Raw genomic sequence first — 18467 nt, 5'->3', positions numbered from 1 at the left:
GCTAGAACCCTGCCCCAGGGACAAGGCCAAACCGACACGGCCCGCCCAAGGAACCGCACCGCCTGCTCACCGTCGGCCGCGTCGCCCAGCAGACCCGGCTAACCCGAAGGTCGTACGCCTCTACGAGATCCACGCGACTCATCGCCCCACCCGCCCGCACCGCCTCCGGCTATCGCACGTACCAACCCGAGGACCTGCCCGTCCTCCGGTTCATCCGCCAGGCACAGGCCCTCGGGATGACCCGCAAGGAGATCAAGGCCGTCCTCGACGTCCGGCGCAACGGCCGATCGCCCTGCGCCCTGGTCTGCCTGCTCGACAGGCTTCTGGCGGAGACGGAGCGTCGCATCGCCGAATCCCGGGAACTGCGCGACGCCTTGCGCGCCGCTCGAGCCCTCGCCGACCCACCCGCGGGGAACACTCAACAGCGGAGCCGAGGCGATCTGCCCGATCATCGAAGAGACAGCCCTCCGCCAGGCACGGCACACGCTGCCCGGCACACAGCCGCAGGCATCGGCACCGACCTCACCGAGCGCTTGACGACCAGGGGTGGGATATATACCCCCTGGGGGTATAGTCGGAGTGGAGATGGGCCGCCACTGCGAAGGGGGCACACATGAATGCGATCGTGCACGCCTTGTCCATCGCCGGATCGATGACCTGGGAGGTCACCTGGGCGCTGATCCTCGGCTTCGCCCTGTCCGCGGTCGTCCAGGCGGTGGTGCGCCGGGAGACGGTCGTACGACTGCTCGGCGACAGCCGACCGCGTACGCTCACCCTGTCCGCAGGGCTCGGCGCGGCCTCCTCATCCTGCTCCTATGCGGCCGTGGCGCTCGCCCGCTCCCTGTTCCGCAAGGGTGCGGATTTCACGGCGGCCATGGCGTTCGAGATCGCGTCGACCAACCTTGTGGTGGAACTGGGCGTGATCCTGGCTCTGCTGATGGGCTGGCAGTTCACCGCAGCCGAGTTCGTCGGCGGCCCGATCATGATCGTCATACTCGCGGTGCTGTTCCGCGTGTTCCTCCGTGATCGACTGCTGCACCGGGCGCGGGAGCAGGCCGAGCGCGGGCTGGCGGGATCCATGGAGGGGCATGCGGCGATGGACATGTCGGTGCGGGGACGAGGGAGCTTCGCCCGGCGGCTGTTCTCGCGTGACGGCTTCACCTCCGTGTCGCACATCTTCGTCATGGAGTGGGCGGCGATCCTGCGCGATCTGGTGGCTGGGCTCCTGATTGCGGGCGCGATCGCTGCCTGGGTGCCGGACGACTTCTGGCGCACCTTCTTCCTCGCAGACCAGCCCCTCGCAGCCAAGCTGATCGGCCCGCTCGTCGGGCCGCTGGTGGCCATCGCTACATTCGTCTGCTCGATCGGCAACGTCCCGCTCGCGGTCGTGCTCTGGAAGGGCGGCATCAGCTTCGGCGGCGTGATCGCCTTCATCTACGCCGACCTGCTGATCCTGCCGATCCTCAACATCTACCGGAAGTACTACGGGGCCAGGATGGCCGCCTTCCTGCTGGCCACCTTCTTCGCCGCGATGGCGGTGGCCGGATATGTCGTGGAGTTCGCCTTCGGCGGCCTCGGCCTCATCCCCGACCAGGCCCACGCGAGGATCCCCGAGGAGGGGGTCACCTGGAACTACACGACCTGGCTCAACATCGCCTTCCTGCTGCTGGCCGCAGTCCTGCTCGTCCGCTTCCTGCGCACCGGCGGCCCGGCGATGCTGCGAATGATGGGAGGCTCGTCCGATAGTGCCGAACGCGAGCACGACCATGACCATATGCAGCACGGGAACCATCACTGAGCCGCGTCTCCGCCTGCAACACGACGACCTCGACGACCAGCCGGCAGCACTGCCAGGCAAGACACGAACAGAGCCGCTGCGCTACAGCGGTCGCGAGTGTTCTTCCTTTACGGCGGAATTACCCGCTGGGGGTATATTGAGATCATCCGACGTCACCGAGCGCGGGCGGAAGGCATGACGACAGCCAACGGCCGGCGAAGCGATGCCCGCCGCGTCGTCCTCCGCTGGACGCGAACTGCGATCATCGCGCTGGTCGCGGCCCTCGCCGTTCTCGTACACCACGAGACTGCCGCGCCGATGACGCATACCCCGTCCTCGCGGGCGGTCGAAGCGGCTGGCATGGACGGTATGGATCACGGCTCCGTCCTGCCGACGTCGGCTCGTACGAAGGGGCCTGTCTCACTGGCCCCGGCGGCTGTTCCGATAGCCGTTAGTGGCGGCGGCGTCTGTTCGGGCATGGCGATGCAGCACTGTTCCACCGCGAGTGTCGACACGGTGAAACTGGTGCCTCCGGCCGGGACCGCTATCGACCCCGTTCCGGCCTCTGCCTCACGTGTTGCCCCCGGACGGGATGTTCCGGGCACGATCAGCAGAGCACCGCCCGATCTGTCACTCCTCTCCCGATTGCTGCTGTAGGCCGCGTCTGCGGTTGCGCGTGTCCTCGTACGCGCACAGCCGTGCCCGCACGCGACCGAATCGAAGCAATCGAGAAGAGGACCATCCGTGAACACCATGAACCGCCGATCCGTACTGCTGACAGGGCTCGGCATCGCCGGCGCGGGCGCGCTCGCGGCCTGCAGCAACTCCGGCTCCGGCAGTACCCCCGCCCTGGTCAGCCCCTCCGGCTCCGCGGTCGCCGCGGCCGAGAAGAAGCGCCCCAGCAACGGCAGGACGCACGAGGTGACCCTGATCGCCGCCCCGGCCGTGGTCGAGCTGGGCGCTGGGATCATGGCGAAGACCTGGGCTTTCAGCGGGCAGACCCCTGGAAAAGAACTGCGTGTCCCGGCCGGCGACCAGCTGGCCGCCACACTGTCCAACCAGCTCCCGGACAAGACCACGACGTCCATCCACTGGCACGGCATCGCTCTGCGCAACGACATGGACGGCGTCCCCCCGGCCACCCAGGCGGCTGTCCGAGCAGGAAGCAACTTCACATACCGCTTCCTCGCCGATGCTCCCGGTACCTACTTCTTCCACCCCCACGTCGGAGTCCAGCTCGACCGGGGCCTGTACGCCCCGCTGATCGTGGAGGACCCCAAGGAGCCGCTGTCGTACGACGAGGAGTGGGTCGTCGTCCTCGACGACTGGCTGGACGGTGTCACCGGCACCCCGGACGAGGTCTACGCCGAGCTGAAGCGGGGCATGGGCGGCATGCACAGTGGCGGCACTTCGACCGCCTCGTCCAGCCCCTCGGACAACAGCAGCCATGACATGGGGAACATGGGCGGCATGGACATGAGCGCCGGCATGGGCGGGATGAGCAGTTCCCCGTCCGCCTCGCCCTCCGACGGCGGCATGTCGATGAAGTTCATGCTCATGGGCGCCGAGAGCCCGCTTCTCGGCGGGGACGCCGGCGACGTGAAGTACCCGCACCACCTGGTCAACGGCCGCCTCGCGGCCGACCCGCAGGTCTTCCGGAGCAAGCCCGGCAAGCGGATCCGTATCCGGCTGATCAACGCCGGCGGCGACACCGCCTACCGCGTCGCCCTCGCCGGCCACAAACTGACCATCACCCACACCGACGGCTTCCCCGTCCAGCACCAGCAGGTCGACGCCCTGCTGATAGGAATGGGGGAACGCTACGACGTCCTGGTCACCCTTGACGACGGCGTCTTCCCCCTGGTCGCACTGGCCGAGGGAAAAAATGCCACCGGCATGGCTCTGGTCCGCACCGGTTCCGGCGGCAGTCCCAGGGCGAACGTCCGCCCGAAGGAACTGGACGGCATGATCATGTCCGCGTCGCAGCTGAAGGCTTCGGACGATGCCCGGCTGCCGTCGAAGAAGGTGGATCGGGTCCACCGCGTCGAGCTGACCGGCAGCATGATGGCGTACGACTGGGCCATCAACGGCAGGCGGTTCGACATGAGCGACCCGACCGCACATCCGATCACGGTGGAGCAGGGCCAGCGCGTCCGGCTGGACTTCGTGAACACCACCACCATGTGGCACCCGATGCACCTGCACGGCCACACCTACCAGCTCGGGAGCAGCGGGCCCCGCAAGGACACTGCCATCGTGCTGCCGAAGAAGACGGTGTCGGTCTTCTTCGACGCGGACAACCCCGGCCAGTGGATGCTGCACTGCCACAACGCCTACCACGGTGAGGCCGGGATGATGGCGCTGGTGGCCTACCAGGGCTGACCCTTCGACTCCAGGGCCCGGAGGGTCACGCGGGTGCGATCCGGCTCGCCCGCAAGATGGCCTGCGATCTTCGGGCCCTCGACGGATTGGTGATGCCGCGAGAAGTCCCCTGATGGAGCATCAGCCAACGCCGTCGGTCCGTGGACGAGTGAGTGGAGGGGCGCCATGCGCGTGTTGTGGGCCGCACCCGGCCCGCTGCCGGTTCGTGATGTCCTGGACACGCTCAACGAGGACCGTGCCGAAGACTTGGCGTACACCACGGTGATGACCGTGCTCGTCCGGCTGGCCGACAAGGGCGTGCTCGCTCGGACCCGGCGCGGCCGTGGCTTCGTCTGCCGGCCTGTGGTGGACGACGAGGCGGCCATCGCGGTGCGGGACGTGCTGCAGCGTTATGGGGACGCGGCTGTGACGCATTTCGTCGCCGCCTCGGTCGCCGACCCCTCGGCGAAGGAGCGGCTGCGGCGCTTGCTGGAGGAGTCGTGATCCCGTCCGGCCGGCGCCCACCGACGGGGAACCGCGCCTTCTGGGCGATGGTGTCGATCGCCGTCCGGGTCTGGGTGAGCGTGGTGGTGTTCGCCTGCTGCGTGGTGGGGGTGCTGGCTTGCCAGGTGCATGCGCTGGGCCTTGAGGGGCCGTGGGCAGGACATCCGAGCGCCCTGCCTGCCACGGTCGCCGTCGCCGTCGCCGTCGCCGTCGCCGTCGCCCTCGCCGGGGCCGGAGCGGCTGTCGGCTCCGTGGCGGCGATTCGTATGGTGCGCGGCACGGTCGCCTTCCGGCGGCAGACATGCGCAGCGGCTGTCGAGGTCCCGGATGTCGCACGTGCCGCTGCCGAGCGTGCCGGCTTGGCCGATCGGGTCGCCGTGGTCGAGGACGGGCGGCCGTTCGCGCTGACGCACGGGATGCTGCGGCCGAGTGTGCTGGTGAGTACGGGGCTGCTGGCGCTGCTCGATCCGGCTGAGCTGGGGCCGGTGCTGGCGCATGAGCGGGAGCACGTACGAAGCCGGGATCTGTTGCAGAGCGCCCTGGTGCGGGTGCTTGTGGGCCGGCTGTTCTTCTTGCCCGTGATCGGGGAGCTGGCCGAACGGCTTGCCCTGGGGCGGGAGATGGCGGCGGACCGCCGGGCGGTGAGCGAGTGCGGGCGGCGGGCCGTTGCGAGGGCCCTGCTGCGGGTCGTCGAACATCCCAGGTGGGCGGTCGGCGCTCCGGCTGCGGCGATGGGGTCGGCGCGGATGCTCGACGCCCGTATCTGCCAGTCGGAAGGCGGGCGGACTCCGTCATGCCGCCTGGACAGAGCCCGACTGGCGTCGAGCGTGGTGGCCGTGGCCGTGGCCGTGCTGCTGTGGGCTGCGGCCGGGTCTGCGGCCCTGGCTGTGCACGATCACGGCGACAGGTGTCACGGCACTGCAGCCACGCGTGCCTTCTCTCGGGGCGAATCGGATGTCACTTGATAGGGGTGGCTGCCCTTCACCCTGTCGGCAACAGGGACGCCACGCGAAAGTCGTGGGCACGCCGTTGGCGTCAGCAATCGTGACCACGATCGAGCCGACGCCCTGAACGGCATCGTTCTGATGCTACCCGGGCAGGTCGAGGACGTCCCTGTCACTCGTTGATCGTCGCGGTCTCGGCCGCTGGTGAGGTCGCTGCCGGGGACGCGAGGCGACGGTGCCGCTGTATCCAGGAGAGCGTGACCGTCTTGCCGCGACGGATGGCGAAGCGCGCCAGGACGACGTGGCCACCCATGAAGACGACCTTGAGAAGGACAACCGCCAGGACGGCATCGACGCCCCACTCGGTCCACGCCGACGCGGCCAGCGCGGCGCCGAAGATCCCCATGTGTCCGGCGACGACCAGTGCGCCCACCACCGTCATGGCTATCGCCTTGCTGTGCCCTCGGGACCGGGCGGGGCCTGTTGCCGAAGCGGGGACGGGACCGGCGGCCTCGCCGGGTGGGTCTTCAGGTTCGTCGGGCCGACGCCAGGTCACCGTCAACTGGTCGCGACGGCCGATCTTCTCCAGGCGCCCGGTGATGCCGTTCTCGAGCCGCAGCAGGGTGTCCTCGTCATCGGCGTCGATGTGCAGTGTCAGCGCGGCCGAGGTGGCATGCAGGGTGCACAGGCCACCCGCGAAGCGGATGCTTCCGTAGGTGTCGGAGTGGTCGACGTGCTCCACCCGCGGCGGCCTGTGCCCGTCATCGTGAGGTTGACCGTCGGCGTGTCGGGTGGGCGGTCGACGGCGCATCCCGCTCATGCGGCTGAGGTGACCGCAGAGTTGGGCGAGGTAGCGGTCGGCACGGTCGGTCGCGACGCGGGCTTCAGCAGTCGGCATGGAATGTCCTTCTTCCAGGCGGCCCGTCGGGGGCGGGCACATTCGGCGCGGGCATCGACGGGTTTTAGGGGGCGAGGGCCTGCGGGATGTTCAGATCCTGGTGAGGGCGGCGCGCCAGCCGCGGATGCCCTCGGGGCGGACGGGAAGGGCGCTGTCGATGGTGGCGGCGTCGATGGTGTCGATCCGCCACCCGTCGGCGAACGCCGTCCGGACCTCCTGCGGCGCCACCCGGTGGGTGCTCCCGGATGTGGGCAGCGGCTCGTCGCGGAAGCAGAGCAGGAAGCAGCGCCCGCCGGGCCTGACCGCGGCGTGCAAGCTCTCGACGAATGCCTCACGGTCCTGACCGCGGAAGCCGTGGAGGACCAGAGAGGCGAGGAGCACGTCGAAGGTCTCGCCGAGGCCGGCCAGGAGCCGGGCGTCGTGGCGCAGGAATCGCGCGGTCAGGCCCCGTTCCTCGGCCTTCTTCGCCGCGAGTTCCAGGGCCCTGGGGGCGAGGTCGATGCCGGTGGCGTCCAGGCCGAGTCGGGCGGCCATCAGTGCGTGCTCGCCGGTGCCGCAGCCGACATCTAGCACCCGGCCGTGGACGGCGCCCGCGTCGGCCAGTGCTTGGAAGGTGGGCTGAGGCCGGCCGATGTCCCACGGCGGCGGGCCGGCGTACAGGTTGTGGTTGTCGGGCTGGTGTGGGGCGGCTGCACCGGGATGGTGCGGTGAGACGGACATGGCGTCCTCCCTGCACAGGGGTCGGCCGGACCGGCCGTAAGGTCTGCCGCCAGAGTTATCGATACATTGTGTCGCTGTCAATCCATGGTGTATCTAATGCGGTCAGCTCGTATACTCCGGGTGTGCCGAAGCTGTGGAACGAGACGATCGAGGAGCATCGCCGCGCGGTACGGGAGGCGGTGCTCAAGGTCACCGCGGCCCTGGTGGCCGAGCACGGGCTGCGCGGGGTGACGATGTCCCGCATCGCCGAGGGCACGGGTATCGGCCGGGCGACGCTGTACAAGTACTTCCCGGACGTCGAATCGATCATGACGGCGTGGCACGAACGGGAGATCGCCGGCCATCTTCAGGAACTCGCCGCCTTGCGCGACCGCCCCGGCAGCGCAGGAGAGCGTCTCGCGATGGTCCTGGACGCCTACGCCTCCATCCAAAGGCGGCGCCAGGGCCACGATCCGGAGATCGGTGCCGCACTGCACCGAGGCGACCATGTTGCGCACGCCGAGAAGCATCTGCGCACGTTCGTCAGTGACCTGGTCGCCGAAGGCGCGGCCGCCGGCGAGGTGCGGGACGACGTGGCTCCTGACGAGCTTGCCGCCTACTGCCTGTACGCCCTGGCCGCCGCGGGCGGGCTGACGTCCGAGGCCGCGGTGCGCAGGCTCGTCCGGGTCACGGTGGACGGCCTGCGCCCTTCCCGCTGACGGTACAGCTCCCGGACGGGAGAGGAGCCGTGCGCGAGGCCGACCGGCGTGGCCCGAACCGCCGCCCTGATTCAAGCCTGCTCCAGGCCCTCTCCTGATGGGCCTGGTGGTTCTGGTCGGCCGCCAGGATGCGCCCCACGCATGACACTCGGTGTTTGATGGAATACTCTCCGTATGTGATCAGTGCATGGACGGCGACATGGGCCGCCAGGCGACCGGGCCGCGCCGGCCTGCTGCTGGGCCTCGTCGTACTGATCAGCGTTCACCTCGCGGGTGCCGTACATGCCTCATCTTTTGCGGGGCCGCACCTGACTGTCGAAGTCGCGGTCAGTTCTCAGCCCGAGGCGGATAACCATCACGGGTGCGGACCGGGTCCCTGGCACGATCACAAGGCCGACGGGCACATCGATCACGCGGCGGACCGGCCTCGGGAAACCATTGACCGCGCGGACCTCGAATCCGGCCATCACGGTCCGGATCCGGTACCGCCGGTCGCGGAGGCCGAGTCTGCGCACGCTGCCTGGACCCACCCACCCGGCGGGTGCCCAGTACAGGACGGCCGCGGCACCCTCACACACCACTGCGTCTGGCGTCAGTAGGACCGCCCGCACGCCTTGACCTCGCGCGCACTGCGTGACCGAGGCGTGCCCGCGCGCCCCTCATCCGTCACGACCGCACCCGCCCGCACGGGGCATGGTGCGAAGGAGCCGTACGCCCATGCACCTCTCCCTGCTCGAACCCCTCGGGGCGCATGCCCCGCTCCCCGTCATCGCCCGCCGGCCCGCCCAACTCGTGGGCAACACCCCTGTCCTGTGGATCGGCGAACCCTTCGCTCCACCTGGCCGGGGCTTCTACGCCAAGCTCGAAGGCACCAATCCCGGCGGCATCAAGGACCGCCCCGGCCTTCACATGGTCGCCGAGGCCCGACGCCGCGGCGACCTCGCGCCGGGCGCTCCGATCGTCGAGTCCTCCAGCGGTACCCTCGGCCTGGGGCTGGCCCTGGCCGGGCTGACGTACGGTCACCCGGTCACCGTCGTCACCGACCCCGGCATGGAACCCTCCCTGGTCCGCCTCCTCACCGCCCTCGGTGCACGCGTCGACCAGGTCGCCGCCCCGCATCCGAAAGGCGGCTGGCAGGAGGCCCGCCGCGAGCGTGTGGCCGAGCTGCTGACTCGAACCCCGGGCGCCTACTGTCCGGACCAATACCACAACCCCGACAATGTAGCCGCCTACCGGCCTCTCGCCGCCGAACTCGTCGCCCAGCTGGGCCGCATCGATGTACTGGTGGCGTCGGTGGGCACCGGCGGCCACTCGGCCGGTGTGACGGCAGTACTGCACGAGTCGCTCCCCGAGCTGCGGCTGCTCGGGGTGGACGCGGTCGGCTCGACGATCTTCGGACAGCCCGCCGGTCCCCGGCTCATGCGTGGCCTTGGCTCCAGCATCCACCCCGAGAACGTGGACTACGCCGCTTTCGCCGAGGTCCACTGGGTGGCTCCGGCCGAGGCGGTGTGGGCGTGCCGCCAGCTGGCCCGGCGCTACTACACGTCCGGCGGCTGGAGCGTCGGGGCGGTGGCGCTCGTCGCGGGGTGGGCCGCGTGTACCTTCCCCGCCGGCACCCGCATCGCCGCGATCTTTCCCGACGGCCCCTACCGCTACCTGGAGACGATCTACAACGACGCCTGGTGCCGTGAGCATGAACTCCTCGGCCAACAGCCTCCGGAGGAACCAGACGAGATCGCCGATCCGGACGAATGCGTGGTCCTCAACTGGACCCGGTGCAGTCAGGTCCGTGACCCGCTGGGCCGCGACCTGGCCAAGGCGGGCGTGCGATGAGGGGACTGCGGACCCAGGTGGCCTCCTTCGACCGGCCGGCGCGGCTGTTGATGGTGAATCAGTTCGCCATCAACCTCGGCTTCTACATGCTCATGCCCTACCTGGCAGACCACCTCGCCCACGGCCTCGGGCTGGCGGCCTGGACGGTGGGCCTGGTGCTCGGCGTCCGGAACCTCTCCCAGCAGGGCATGTTCCTCATCGGCGGCACCCTCGCCGACCGCTACGGCTACAAGCCCGTGATCTTGACCGGTTGCGTGCTGCGCACGGTCGCCTTCGGGCTGCTTGCGGTGGCCGGTTCGCTGCCTGCCCTGATCGGGGCCTCGGCGCTGACGGGTCTGGCCGGGGCGCTGTTCAATCCGGCCGTCCGTGCCTATCTCGCCGCCGATGTGGGCCAAGAACGGCGTGTGGAAGCCTTCGCCGCCTTCAACGTCTTCTACCAGGCGGGTGTCCTTGTCGGCCCTCTCGCCGGACTCGCATTGCTGGCCTGGGACTTCAGCGCGGTGTGTGCGGTCGCGGCTCTCATCTTCGGCGCCCTTGCGGTGCTCCAGGCTCGCGCCCTGCCCCCGCGCGCTCCGGCCGACCGGGACGCCGGGCCGGCCTGGCGTGCGGTGGCCGCCGACTGGCGTGCCGTCGCCGCCAACCGGCCCTTTCTCCTCTTTGCCGCCGCGATGACCGGTTCGTACCTCCTGGCCTTCCAGGTCTATCTCGCCCTGCCGCTGAGAGCCCGTGACCTCTTCGGTGAGCAGGCAGGTCTGGTAACCGGCGCTGTATTCGCCGTCTCGTCGCTGGCCGCGCTGTCGGGCCAGCTGAAACTGACCGCGTGGGCGAAGCGGACTTTGGCCGGACCGCAGGCCATCGCGTACGGCCTTATCGTGATGGGGGCGGCGTTCATGCCGCTGCTCCCCGGCCCGCATGCAGGATCTCTCGGCTTCACTGCGAGTGTGCTCGCGCTCGTTCTGTGTGCCGCCCTGCTGGCCTGGGGCGGGGCCCTGCTCTACCCCTTCGAGATGGACACCGTCGTACGGTTTTCCGGTGACCGGCTCATTGCCACCTACTACGGCGCTTACAACACCGCCTCCGGCATCGCGATCTCGCTGGGAAATCTTGCCGTCGGTGCTCTGTTCGACACCGGGATCCGATGGCTGCCGTGGGCAGCGCTGGCCGTCACCGGGTTCGCCTGTGCGGGGCTGATCGTGCGACTGCACCGCGCCGGGCACCTGGCACCAAGGCTGGCTCCCGTACCGGGATGAGGTGACGTACCCGGCTCCGGGCCGTGGGAGTTCGGCGCCGGATGCTCATCCGAGAGCGAGGCCCACGACGTTGGCCGTCCCCTTCCCTCTCGACCCTCCGCGACCCGATCCTCCCCGACAAACTCTCCCTGTTCGGCGGTGTGGTGGTACCGCCCCGGCTGATCGAGCGGGTCGGTGACGAGGCGTTCGCCGAACACCCTGTCGGCACCGGCCCGTTCAGCTTCGTGCACTGGCAGCGCGACCACGAGGTACGGATGCGCGCCTTCGACGGCCACCCCGGACCCGACCAACTGGTGTTCAGCGCCGCCCCCAACGCCGCCTCCTCGCTGGCCGCCCTGCAGAGCGGCGGCGTCGACCTCGTCGCCGGACTCATCGCCGACGCCGCTCAGCAGCTCATGGGCTACGCAGCAATCGCAGCCAGAGACGAATAGTCCCCTACGTCGGGACGGCACGCCGGCGGAGTTCGGAAGAACCGCGGCCTTTCTTCTTTCGCCCTCCGCGTCGTACCTCACAGGAATCATGATGCCGGTGGATGGAGGGATGCGACACGGATTCTGACGAGCCGGGTGCAGAGACACGATCGCTCCATGTCGGGCCTTCCCCCGGGTTACAGCGAGGTGTGGTTTCCTCATGTCGTGCCTGGCGCTTGGCTCGAGCACCCCGCCCCCACCCGTCAGCCGCAGGCCCCGGCCTGAGCCCGGGGGGACCAGCTCGTCGGTCAACCGATCATCCAGCGCCTTCACCGAGTGCGGCTCTACCGCCTCGCTGATCCCGTCCTCGGCCACGTCCCACTGGCTCGGTGCATCCTCCACGATCGGGAGCTACACCGAACGGCTACAGTCCCCGGCCGCCCCCCGTTCCCACGGGGGGCGGCCGTTTGCGGGCGTCAGGCGGCGACGTTGGCGCTGGCGATGGCCTGCGAGAGAACGGCCAGCAGCGGCGGGACGTCCTGCACCGGGAGCATGACCTCCACCAGGGTGACGCCCTGCGGGTCGGCTGCCTCGTCCAGGGCTTCGGACAGTTCCGCAAGGCTGGCGACGCGCCGGGTGACGACCTTGCGGGGCCTGACAGCGAGTTCGTCCTCGCCGCGCAGGATCCGGAAGTGGGTGTCCTCGATGCCGACGGTGAAGATCTTTCCGGCATGCCGCGGGCCGAGCTTGCCCTGCCGACGACCGCGAAGCCGACGTTCCGGGGCGGTGCGGCGCCGGGCATGTACCGGATCGGCGGCAGCACCCGCGCCGGCCGCCCGCAGCCGCAAACGGTCGCCGAGGCGCTCCCCGGGTACGACGCCGTCGAGTCCGACGTGCCGTGGCTGTCGGAGAACGTCCGTCGGATCACGCTGCGTCCGGGCCGGAGCGCCATGGTCACCGTCACGCTGGACTCCCGCCGCGCGGCCCTGGCCGGCGACTGGACGGCGGCGCTCACCGTCGCCACGGACACCCCCTGCTGGGTGCCCGCGGTCCCGGTCGCGCTGCACGTCACCGAGCCCGTAGCCCTCAGCCGGCTGACCGGCCGGGTGCGCGCCCACGACGGCCGCCCGCTGCCGGGTGTCACCGTCCGGATCCACACACGTCAGGTCACGTACCGCCTGACGACCGGCTCGGACGGCCGCTACGCCATCCGTCTCGACCCGCGCACCGGCCCGGAGGCCACGGTGACCTTCACAGCGCCCGGGTACCGCGAGGAATCGCGGACCGTACGGCTGGTCGCAGGCCGGACGGTCACGGCGGACGTGGTGCTGATCCGCACGTGCGTGACACCGGGCGCGGCGGGACGGGACGAGCGAAACCCGCCCCGCCCCGCCGCGCCCGGGCGGGCCCGTCGCGCGGCCTCGCCCCTCTGGCGGCCTCAGCCCTCCACGCCCGGACGGCCGGAAGGGACATGAGCCGCACACCGCGTCCGACGCCCGAGGCGATACGCCGTTCCCCCCGAACTCGCGCCCCACGCCCGCGTCGCGGCCCGGCCACCGGCACGGCTACGCAGTGGACCGCCCCGACCCCGTCCCCCGCACCGTCCCTCGGGCGCGAAGGGTCGCACGAGGAACCGGCGCTCAGGGGGCCGCCGCCGTGTCATGATCAAGGCTTGCCTGATCAGGCGGTCGACACCTACAGTGAATGCGCTTTCATTTCTCTCGGGGACTCCGCGACGACCGCAACGCCGGCACGGACCCGACCGGTGAACGGAACCGCATCGTGACAGCCACGCCCACCGTGTACGACGTGGCGGAGCGCGCGGGCGTCTCCATCGCCACCGTCTCCCGCGTCTACCGCACCCCCGACTCGGTCCGTGCGACCACCCGCGAGCGCGTGCTCGCCGCGGCCCGCGAACTCGGGTACGTGCCCAGCGGCAACGCCCGCGGCCTGGCCAGCCGTTCCACCGGTGTCATCGGCCTGTGCTTCCCCGACTACGGCGACCCCGCGGCCGACACCGAGGACGACGACACGGCCATGCTCTACTCGGACCAGATCATCCGGGGCATGGAACGCGCCGCCCGCCGCCACGGCTACGCCCTCCTGATCGCCGCCTCGCTGAAGGGCGGCGCCGCCGGACTGGTCGCCAAGGTCGCCGGACGCGTCGACGGCTTCGCGGTGATGGCCCGCACGGTGCCCACCGAGGAACTCGAGGTGATCTCCCGTCGCAAACCGGTCGTGATGCTCGCGGGCCCCCGCGAGGGCACCGAGCACCTCGACCACCTCGACCACATCGAGGCGGCCAACGAGGACGGCCAGCGCCAACTGACTCGCCACCTCCTGGTCGACCACGGCGTCAGCCGCCCCGCCTACGTCGGCACCATCGAGGAGTCGCCCGACGTCCAGGCCCGGTTCGACGGCTTCCGGCTCGCCTGCCGTGACCTGGGCGTGGCGACCGGCGACGAACCCGCGCTCCGTCTCGACCGGCTGACGCAGGAGGAGGGCGCCCGGGCTGCCGCGCGGCTGTGCGAGCGGCCGGGCCCGCTGCCGGACGCGTTGGTCTTCGCCAACGACCAGACCGCCGTGGGCGCCCTGCGCGAGCTGGAGCGCCGCGGCCTGTCGGTCCCCGAGGACGTGATCGTGACGGGCTTCGACGGCATCCCGCTGAGCCGCCTCGTACGGCCCGCCCTCACCACCGTGCGCCAGCCGATGGTGCGGATGGGCGAGGAGGCGACGGAACTCCTGGTGCGCCGGCTGAGCGGCAAGGGCGACGGTGAGCCCGTCTCCCGCATGCTCCCGGTCACCGTGGCCCGCCGCGCCAGCTGCGGCTGCGAGGAGAAACCGCTCGCGGTCCGACCGGCCTGAGCGGCTGCTCCCCGGGCCCTGGGATGCGGGCCCGACGTTGCCGGGAGCCGGGTCCGGGCCGCGGGGCGGAGGCCTTCCGTGGCTGCGATGTCCCCAGGCGTGCCGCCGCGTACCCGGTGGCGGGGCTCAGCGGGTGTCGCGCCGCGCCGGGGTTCCGGGGTGGGGACGGGCCGTAGGCACCGTGGCGCTGCCGGACCGCGCGGCGGTCCGGTGTGACGGGATCGTGGCGCGAGCCGGGGTGGGGACGCCGACAACGGAAACGGGGTGGGCCGGGGCTCACGGATTCACGGAGGCGGTCGTGTTTCCGTCCGGCTGTTCCGGTTCCGGCGGAGAGGCGGGGGCTCGGCCGTTCCCGCCGGCGAGCGCGAACGCGCCCGGGCCCGCAGGTCCTGTGTCCATGGACACGGCGGAAGCCGATGCGGTCAGGCCCGAGGCCGGGCCGGGTGGCCCCGTGCGAGAGGACCGGTTTCGCCGTCGCGCGCCACGTCGTCTGCCGAGGTTCACGGTGCGGCGCCGGGCGGGGAGCGACCGACGGCGCCTCCCCGGTCGCCCCGGTGCGGATCAGTGGGGGCCCGCGTCCCCTTGAGTACGGCTCCGGCTCTCCCGGTCCGTCGGGTGGTACCGCGACCGGAGGCGGGTGAGAGGGCGCCAGGCGTGCGCAAGGGTGTTTTCCAGCCGTCCGGGCGGACGTGTCAGGGACCGGGGAACGGCTCCCGGGGGTGCGGCCCCCGGCTGCCGGGCCCGAGAGCCATGACCGGTCCCGGTCCCGCGGGGGCCCGTCGGGGTCGCGTATGTCACACCGAGGGGGCGCATCCCCGCGGCGACGATGTCCGGCCGGCCGGCGCGAGCCGTGCCGCAGGTGGTCCTCGTCCGGGTCCGGGGACGGTCGTACGTCGTCGGACGACGGCCCCGGGGGAGGTTCCCGGCAACGCCGGACGGTGATTGCGTAAGCGAACTCGCTGACGAGTCCGCAGGATGCCGTCCCGTTGGCCGGAGAGGCCGCGCCCGGATCGCGGGCCTTCGTGGCGGGCCGTTTCAGTGGGCGCGGAGGGGTGCGCCAGGGGCGCTGGTGCTCCGTAATCACCGTAGGACAGACGCTTCGGGCAGGTGGGGTGAAGTCGCCCACGTCTACTTTATTCTTGCAAATTCCTGACCTTGGCGTGGTGTCATTCCCGCAGGTCCCGCATCCGCGGGACGCGACAGCTGTCCCGTCCCGCACCCGTCATGCGGAGCGCCGGCATCTGATGTCCGGGCCGTTACGGGAGTGTGACCAAGACTCCTCTTGTCAGTTCGGGATTGGCTGGAACAGAGTGATGTATGCGCTTACAGACAGCGCATACATGCACCTGAGCTCAAGGAGGAGCCGTCCATGAACCGCGCCGCCGCAATCGGTTCGATCACCCTCACGCTGGCGTCCGCGCTCGCCCTGACCGCTTGTGGTGGATCAGGTGGCGCGGGTGTCGCCGCCGACGCCAAGCAGACCCTCACCTCCACCGTCTTGACGCTGATGAACAGTTCGGCCGCGACCTCCCGGTTGGTGGCGCCGTCGCCCACCAGCTCGGCGATCCTGGCCTCGGCCGGGGTGAGGCTCGGCCCGGCCTCCCCGCTTGCCGCCCCGACCCTCGCGAGTTCGTCCCTCGCCCGCGCCGCCAGCGGAACGGCGCCGATCCGGGTCGCGGTCTCCAAGGCCTCGTCGAGAGCCGCGCGGGCCGCGCTCCTGCGACGTGAGCGCCGCTCCACCGTGCCGAGGGAGATGAGGGTACGTACCAGGTCCACGGGCAGGGAGAGCGCCCGGAGGCGGTGCACCGCACTGCGCAGGGTCTCCGCGCCCTCCCGCGCACGGCCCGCGCCCGCTTCGGCCAGCCCCTGCGCCCGCTCCAGCGATGAGAGCACACCGGCGGGCGTCGCGTGGGACACGTGTCCACGCGCCTCGCGAAGCACGACGAGCGCCTCATCGGTGTCGCCGAGGACGACCAGTGCCTCCGCCAGGTCGGCCTGCCAGTGCAGGAAGGGCGGCCCGGCGGCCCGCATGCCGGAGGCGATTCTTCTGACGCGTTGCAACGCCTCGACCGCGGCCGACGCCGCGCGGGGGTCGTGGCCGAGCAGCTCCGCCTGTCCGAGCACCGCCAGCGCGTGCAGGAGGAGCAGCCGGTCACCGTCGGCCTCCGAGGCGTCAACCGCCTGCCTGGCCAGGCGGCGGGCCTCCTCGGGGGTGCCGCCGACGGTTGCGGCGAGCGCGGCCGCGTACAACGCCCGGGCCGACCAGGGCGCGGTGTCCGCACAGCGGGCCGCGGTAAGCACGGCCTCCCGGCACTGTCCGGTGCGCGCCTGGACGCGGGTCAGCAGGACCGAGGTTTCCAGTACTTCCTCGACGCCGGGGAAGGGCGAGAGCGAGGCGAGGAGCGGGCCGGTCTGCTCCCGGGCCTCGGCCACGCGGCCGTCGTCCAGGGCGAGGGATGCCCGCGCCCGGAGCAGCCGGCGGGTCCCCGGTCCAGCGGTGATGCCGTCGGCCAGGGCGAGGGCTGTCTGGAGCATGGCGTCGGCGTCGGACGGTTCGCCCTCCAGGGCGCGTACCCGGGCCAGTGTGTCGAGCGCCCCGATCCTGGTCTCCGTGTCACCGGCCGCCGCCGCCCGCCGCACGGCATGCCGGGCGTACCGCGTAGCCTCCCGCAGGTCCCCGGAGAGCAGGCCGCGTACCGCCAGGTCGTGGTGCAGCCATGCCTCGGCCTGTGGGTCGCCCTCCGCGTCCCGCAGGCCGTCCTCGATCAACGCGGGTGCGGCCTGCGGATTCGGCCCCGCGATGCGCAGCAGCACCAACCGGGCCCGCACCCGGCGCCGTGCGGAATCCGACTCGGACAGGACCGTCTCCGCCGCGTGGCGGGCCTCCTCCGCCCGCCCGGCGTCGCGGGCGAAAGCGGCTGCCGCCAGCAACCGCTCGGTACGGTCCGAGGCACGGTCGGCGGGGGTGCGGCGGGCTGCGAGCCCGGCGAGTTCGCCGGCGGTCGCGAGGGATCCGTCGCGGCGCGCGGACTCCGCCGCGGACATCAGGGTGCGGGCGGTCTCCTCGTCGTCGTACGGACGGGCCCAGGCGAGATGGCGGGCGCGTTCGACGGGCTCGGTGACCACGCCGGCCAGCAGCGCGTGTGCCTGTCGGCGCCTGCTCTGCGACGCGTCGGCCTGGAGGGCCGCGCGCACGAGCGGGTGCCCGAAGCGAACGGCTCCGTCGGCGTCGGCCGACGCGACGCCCAGCCGCTCCGCCTCCGTCAGATGCGCGGCCGGGCAGGTGACCCCGGCGGCGCGGAGCAGCGTGAGCGTGGGACGGCAGGCGATGCTGGCGATCAGGAGGGTGTTCCGGACCGGCTCGGGCAGCGTGCTCGCTCGGTCGAGCAGCCGGGTGCGCAGTCTCCTCGGGACGCGCAGCGCGGGCCAAGCGTCCGGCGGCGGGGGTCCGACGAGGGCGGCTCGGGCCAACTCCAGGGCGTAGGAGGGGTTTCCGGCGGCGGCCTGGCGGATCGCGCGCAGGACGGCCGGCGGCATGTCGGGGGCGACGCGGTGGTGCACGAGGTGAGAGACCTCGGCGTCCGTCAGCGGGGGCACGGGCAGTTCGACGGTGCCGGGCGGACAACTGCCCAGCCGTTCCGGCTGTTCGCCGTCGGCCACCCGCTCCGCGGCCACCATGCTTACGACGGTGTCGAGCCGCCGCAGGGCGAAGGCGAGGGTGTCGACGGTCGGGGAGTCCAGCGCGTGCAGGCCGTCGACGACGAGCAGGAGCGGACCTGCCGCCGCCAGCCCGCGCAGCACGTCCCGGACGGCGATGCGCAAGGCCAGCCGGTCACGGCTCGACTCCGGTTCCGGGCCGCGCAGCAGTGCGGATCGCAGCGCCGTCCGGAGCTCGGAGGGCAGCGCGTCGAGGGATCCGTCCGGGACTCGCGAGAACAGGTCCACAAGTCCGGAGAAGGGAAGTTCGCTGTCCTCGTCGGACGGCGTGCACCTCAGGACGACACCGGTCGCGTCGGCGGTCAGGGCGTCCACGAGCGCGGACTTGCCGATTCCGGCCGGACCGTGCAGGAGGACTCCGTGGCGGGCCGCCAACTCCGCCCGTGCGGTGGCGAGCAGTTCGGAGCGCAATGTCAGCGACCGTGCTGTCCGGGCGGCCACACACCCTCCGACCGGTACGTTCCGGGATGCCATTTCATGTGCTCATGAC

At 71.3% G+C, this 18467-nt stretch carries 14 protein-coding genes and 2 pseudogenes; 12 read left to right on the top strand and 4 right to left on the bottom strand.

Annotation, left to right across the window (positions count from 1 at the left end; genetic code table 11):
* The first annotated feature begins 62 nt into the window (after positions 1-62).
* From ACZ4O3_RS25040 to ACZ4O3_RS25020, 5 genes are all read left to right on the top strand, one after another.
* Positions 63-617 carry a MerR family DNA-binding protein gene (locus ACZ4O3_RS25040; protein ID WP_467724534.1) on the top strand — a complete coding sequence of 185 codons (555 nt, stop codon included), beginning with the start codon at positions 63-65 and terminating at the stop codon, positions 615-617.
* Positions 614-1798, top strand: a complete 1185-nt coding sequence (locus tag ACZ4O3_RS25035; RefSeq protein WP_362723604.1) for a permease — start codon at positions 614-616, stop codon at positions 1796-1798. Before ACZ4O3_RS25040 ends, ACZ4O3_RS25035 begins: the two co-directional genes overlap by 4 nt.
* Positions 1799-2521: 723 nt before the next feature.
* Positions 2522-4159 (top strand): multicopper oxidase family protein, encoded by a 1638-nt coding sequence (locus ACZ4O3_RS25030; protein WP_467724336.1) that lies wholly within the window; start codon positions 2522-2524, stop codon positions 4157-4159.
* A gap of 165 nt (positions 4160-4324) precedes the next feature.
* The gene (locus ACZ4O3_RS25025; RefSeq protein ID WP_362723598.1) at positions 4325-4642 is read left to right on the top strand and encodes a BlaI/MecI/CopY family transcriptional regulator; all 318 of its coding nucleotides are present in this window, start codon (positions 4325-4327) and stop codon (positions 4640-4642) included.
* 47 nt (positions 4643-4689) lie between these two features.
* Positions 4690-5607, top strand: coding sequence for a M56 family metallopeptidase (locus tag ACZ4O3_RS25020; RefSeq protein ID WP_467724334.1), 918 nt, complete (start codon positions 4690-4692; stop codon positions 5605-5607).
* 151 nt (positions 5608-5758) lie between these two features.
* On the opposite strand, the gene ACZ4O3_RS25015 is transcribed toward ACZ4O3_RS25020, so the two are convergent.
* The gene (locus ACZ4O3_RS25015) at positions 5759-6484 is read right to left on the bottom strand and encodes a DUF2218 domain-containing protein (protein ID WP_467724332.1); all 726 of its coding nucleotides are present in this window, start codon (positions 6482-6484) and stop codon (positions 5759-5761) included.
* Between the two features lie 90 nt (positions 6485-6574).
* Positions 6575-7204 carry a class I SAM-dependent methyltransferase gene (locus ACZ4O3_RS25010; RefSeq protein WP_467724330.1) on the bottom strand — a complete coding sequence of 210 codons (630 nt, stop codon included), beginning with the start codon at positions 7202-7204 and terminating at the stop codon, positions 6575-6577.
* A 122-nt stretch (positions 7205-7326) separates the two neighbouring features.
* On the opposite strand from ACZ4O3_RS25010, the gene ACZ4O3_RS25005 reads away from it, so the two are divergent.
* The 5 genes and pseudogenes from ACZ4O3_RS25005 to ACZ4O3_RS24985 all read left to right on the top strand — a co-directional run.
* Positions 7327-7902, top strand: coding sequence for a TetR/AcrR family transcriptional regulator (locus ACZ4O3_RS25005; protein WP_362723166.1), 576 nt, complete (start codon positions 7327-7329; stop codon positions 7900-7902).
* Positions 7903-8619: 717 nt separating this feature from the next.
* Positions 8620-9735 (top strand): PLP-dependent cysteine synthase family protein, encoded by a 1116-nt coding sequence (locus tag ACZ4O3_RS25000; RefSeq protein WP_467724328.1) that lies wholly within the window; start codon positions 8620-8622, stop codon positions 9733-9735.
* Complete coding sequence (locus ACZ4O3_RS24995) at positions 9732-10985, top strand: MFS transporter (RefSeq protein ID WP_467724326.1); 1254 nt, start codon at positions 9732-9734, stop codon at positions 10983-10985. The genes ACZ4O3_RS25000 and ACZ4O3_RS24995 overlap by 4 nt, the downstream gene beginning before the upstream one ends.
* An 89-nt stretch (positions 10986-11074) precedes the next feature.
* Positions 11075-11398: pseudogene (locus ACZ4O3_RS24990) on the top strand (ABC transporter substrate-binding protein); the annotation flags it as partial.
* Positions 11399-11411: 13 nt separating this feature from the next.
* A pseudogene (locus ACZ4O3_RS24985) lies at positions 11412-11543 on the top strand (SDR family oxidoreductase); the annotation flags it as partial.
* Between the two features lie 328 nt (positions 11544-11871).
* Here the strand turns inward: ACZ4O3_RS24985 and ACZ4O3_RS24980 are convergent.
* Positions 11872-12243 carry a hypothetical protein gene (locus ACZ4O3_RS24980; protein WP_467724324.1) on the bottom strand — a complete coding sequence of 124 codons (372 nt, stop codon included), beginning with the start codon at positions 12241-12243 and terminating at the stop codon, positions 11872-11874.
* A gap of 102 nt (positions 12244-12345) precedes the next feature.
* Between ACZ4O3_RS24980 and ACZ4O3_RS24975 the strand changes: the two genes are divergently transcribed.
* Together ACZ4O3_RS24975 and ACZ4O3_RS24970 are read left to right on the top strand one after the other, a co-directional pair.
* On the top strand, positions 12346-12870 hold the full coding sequence (locus tag ACZ4O3_RS24975) for a carboxypeptidase-like regulatory domain-containing protein (protein ID WP_467724323.1): 525 nt from the start codon (positions 12346-12348) through the stop codon (positions 12868-12870).
* Between the two features lie 307 nt (positions 12871-13177).
* A complete protein-coding gene (locus ACZ4O3_RS24970; protein ID WP_467724322.1) occupies positions 13178-14260 on the top strand; it encodes a LacI family DNA-binding transcriptional regulator in 1083 nt (360 codons plus the stop codon).
* Between the two features lie 1323 nt (positions 14261-15583).
* On the opposite strand, the gene ACZ4O3_RS24965 is transcribed toward ACZ4O3_RS24970, so the two are convergent.
* Positions 15584-18388 carry an AAA family ATPase gene (locus ACZ4O3_RS24965; RefSeq protein ID WP_467724320.1) on the bottom strand — a complete coding sequence of 935 codons (2805 nt, stop codon included), beginning with the start codon at positions 18386-18388 and terminating at the stop codon, positions 15584-15586.
* Positions 18389-18467 lie beyond the last annotated feature (79 nt).

It is taken from the genome of Streptomyces sp. NPDC026515, from assembly GCF_055567595.1.
The sequence above is the reverse complement of the archived record's forward strand: the minus strand, read 5'-3'. Positions and strand labels throughout refer to the sequence as shown.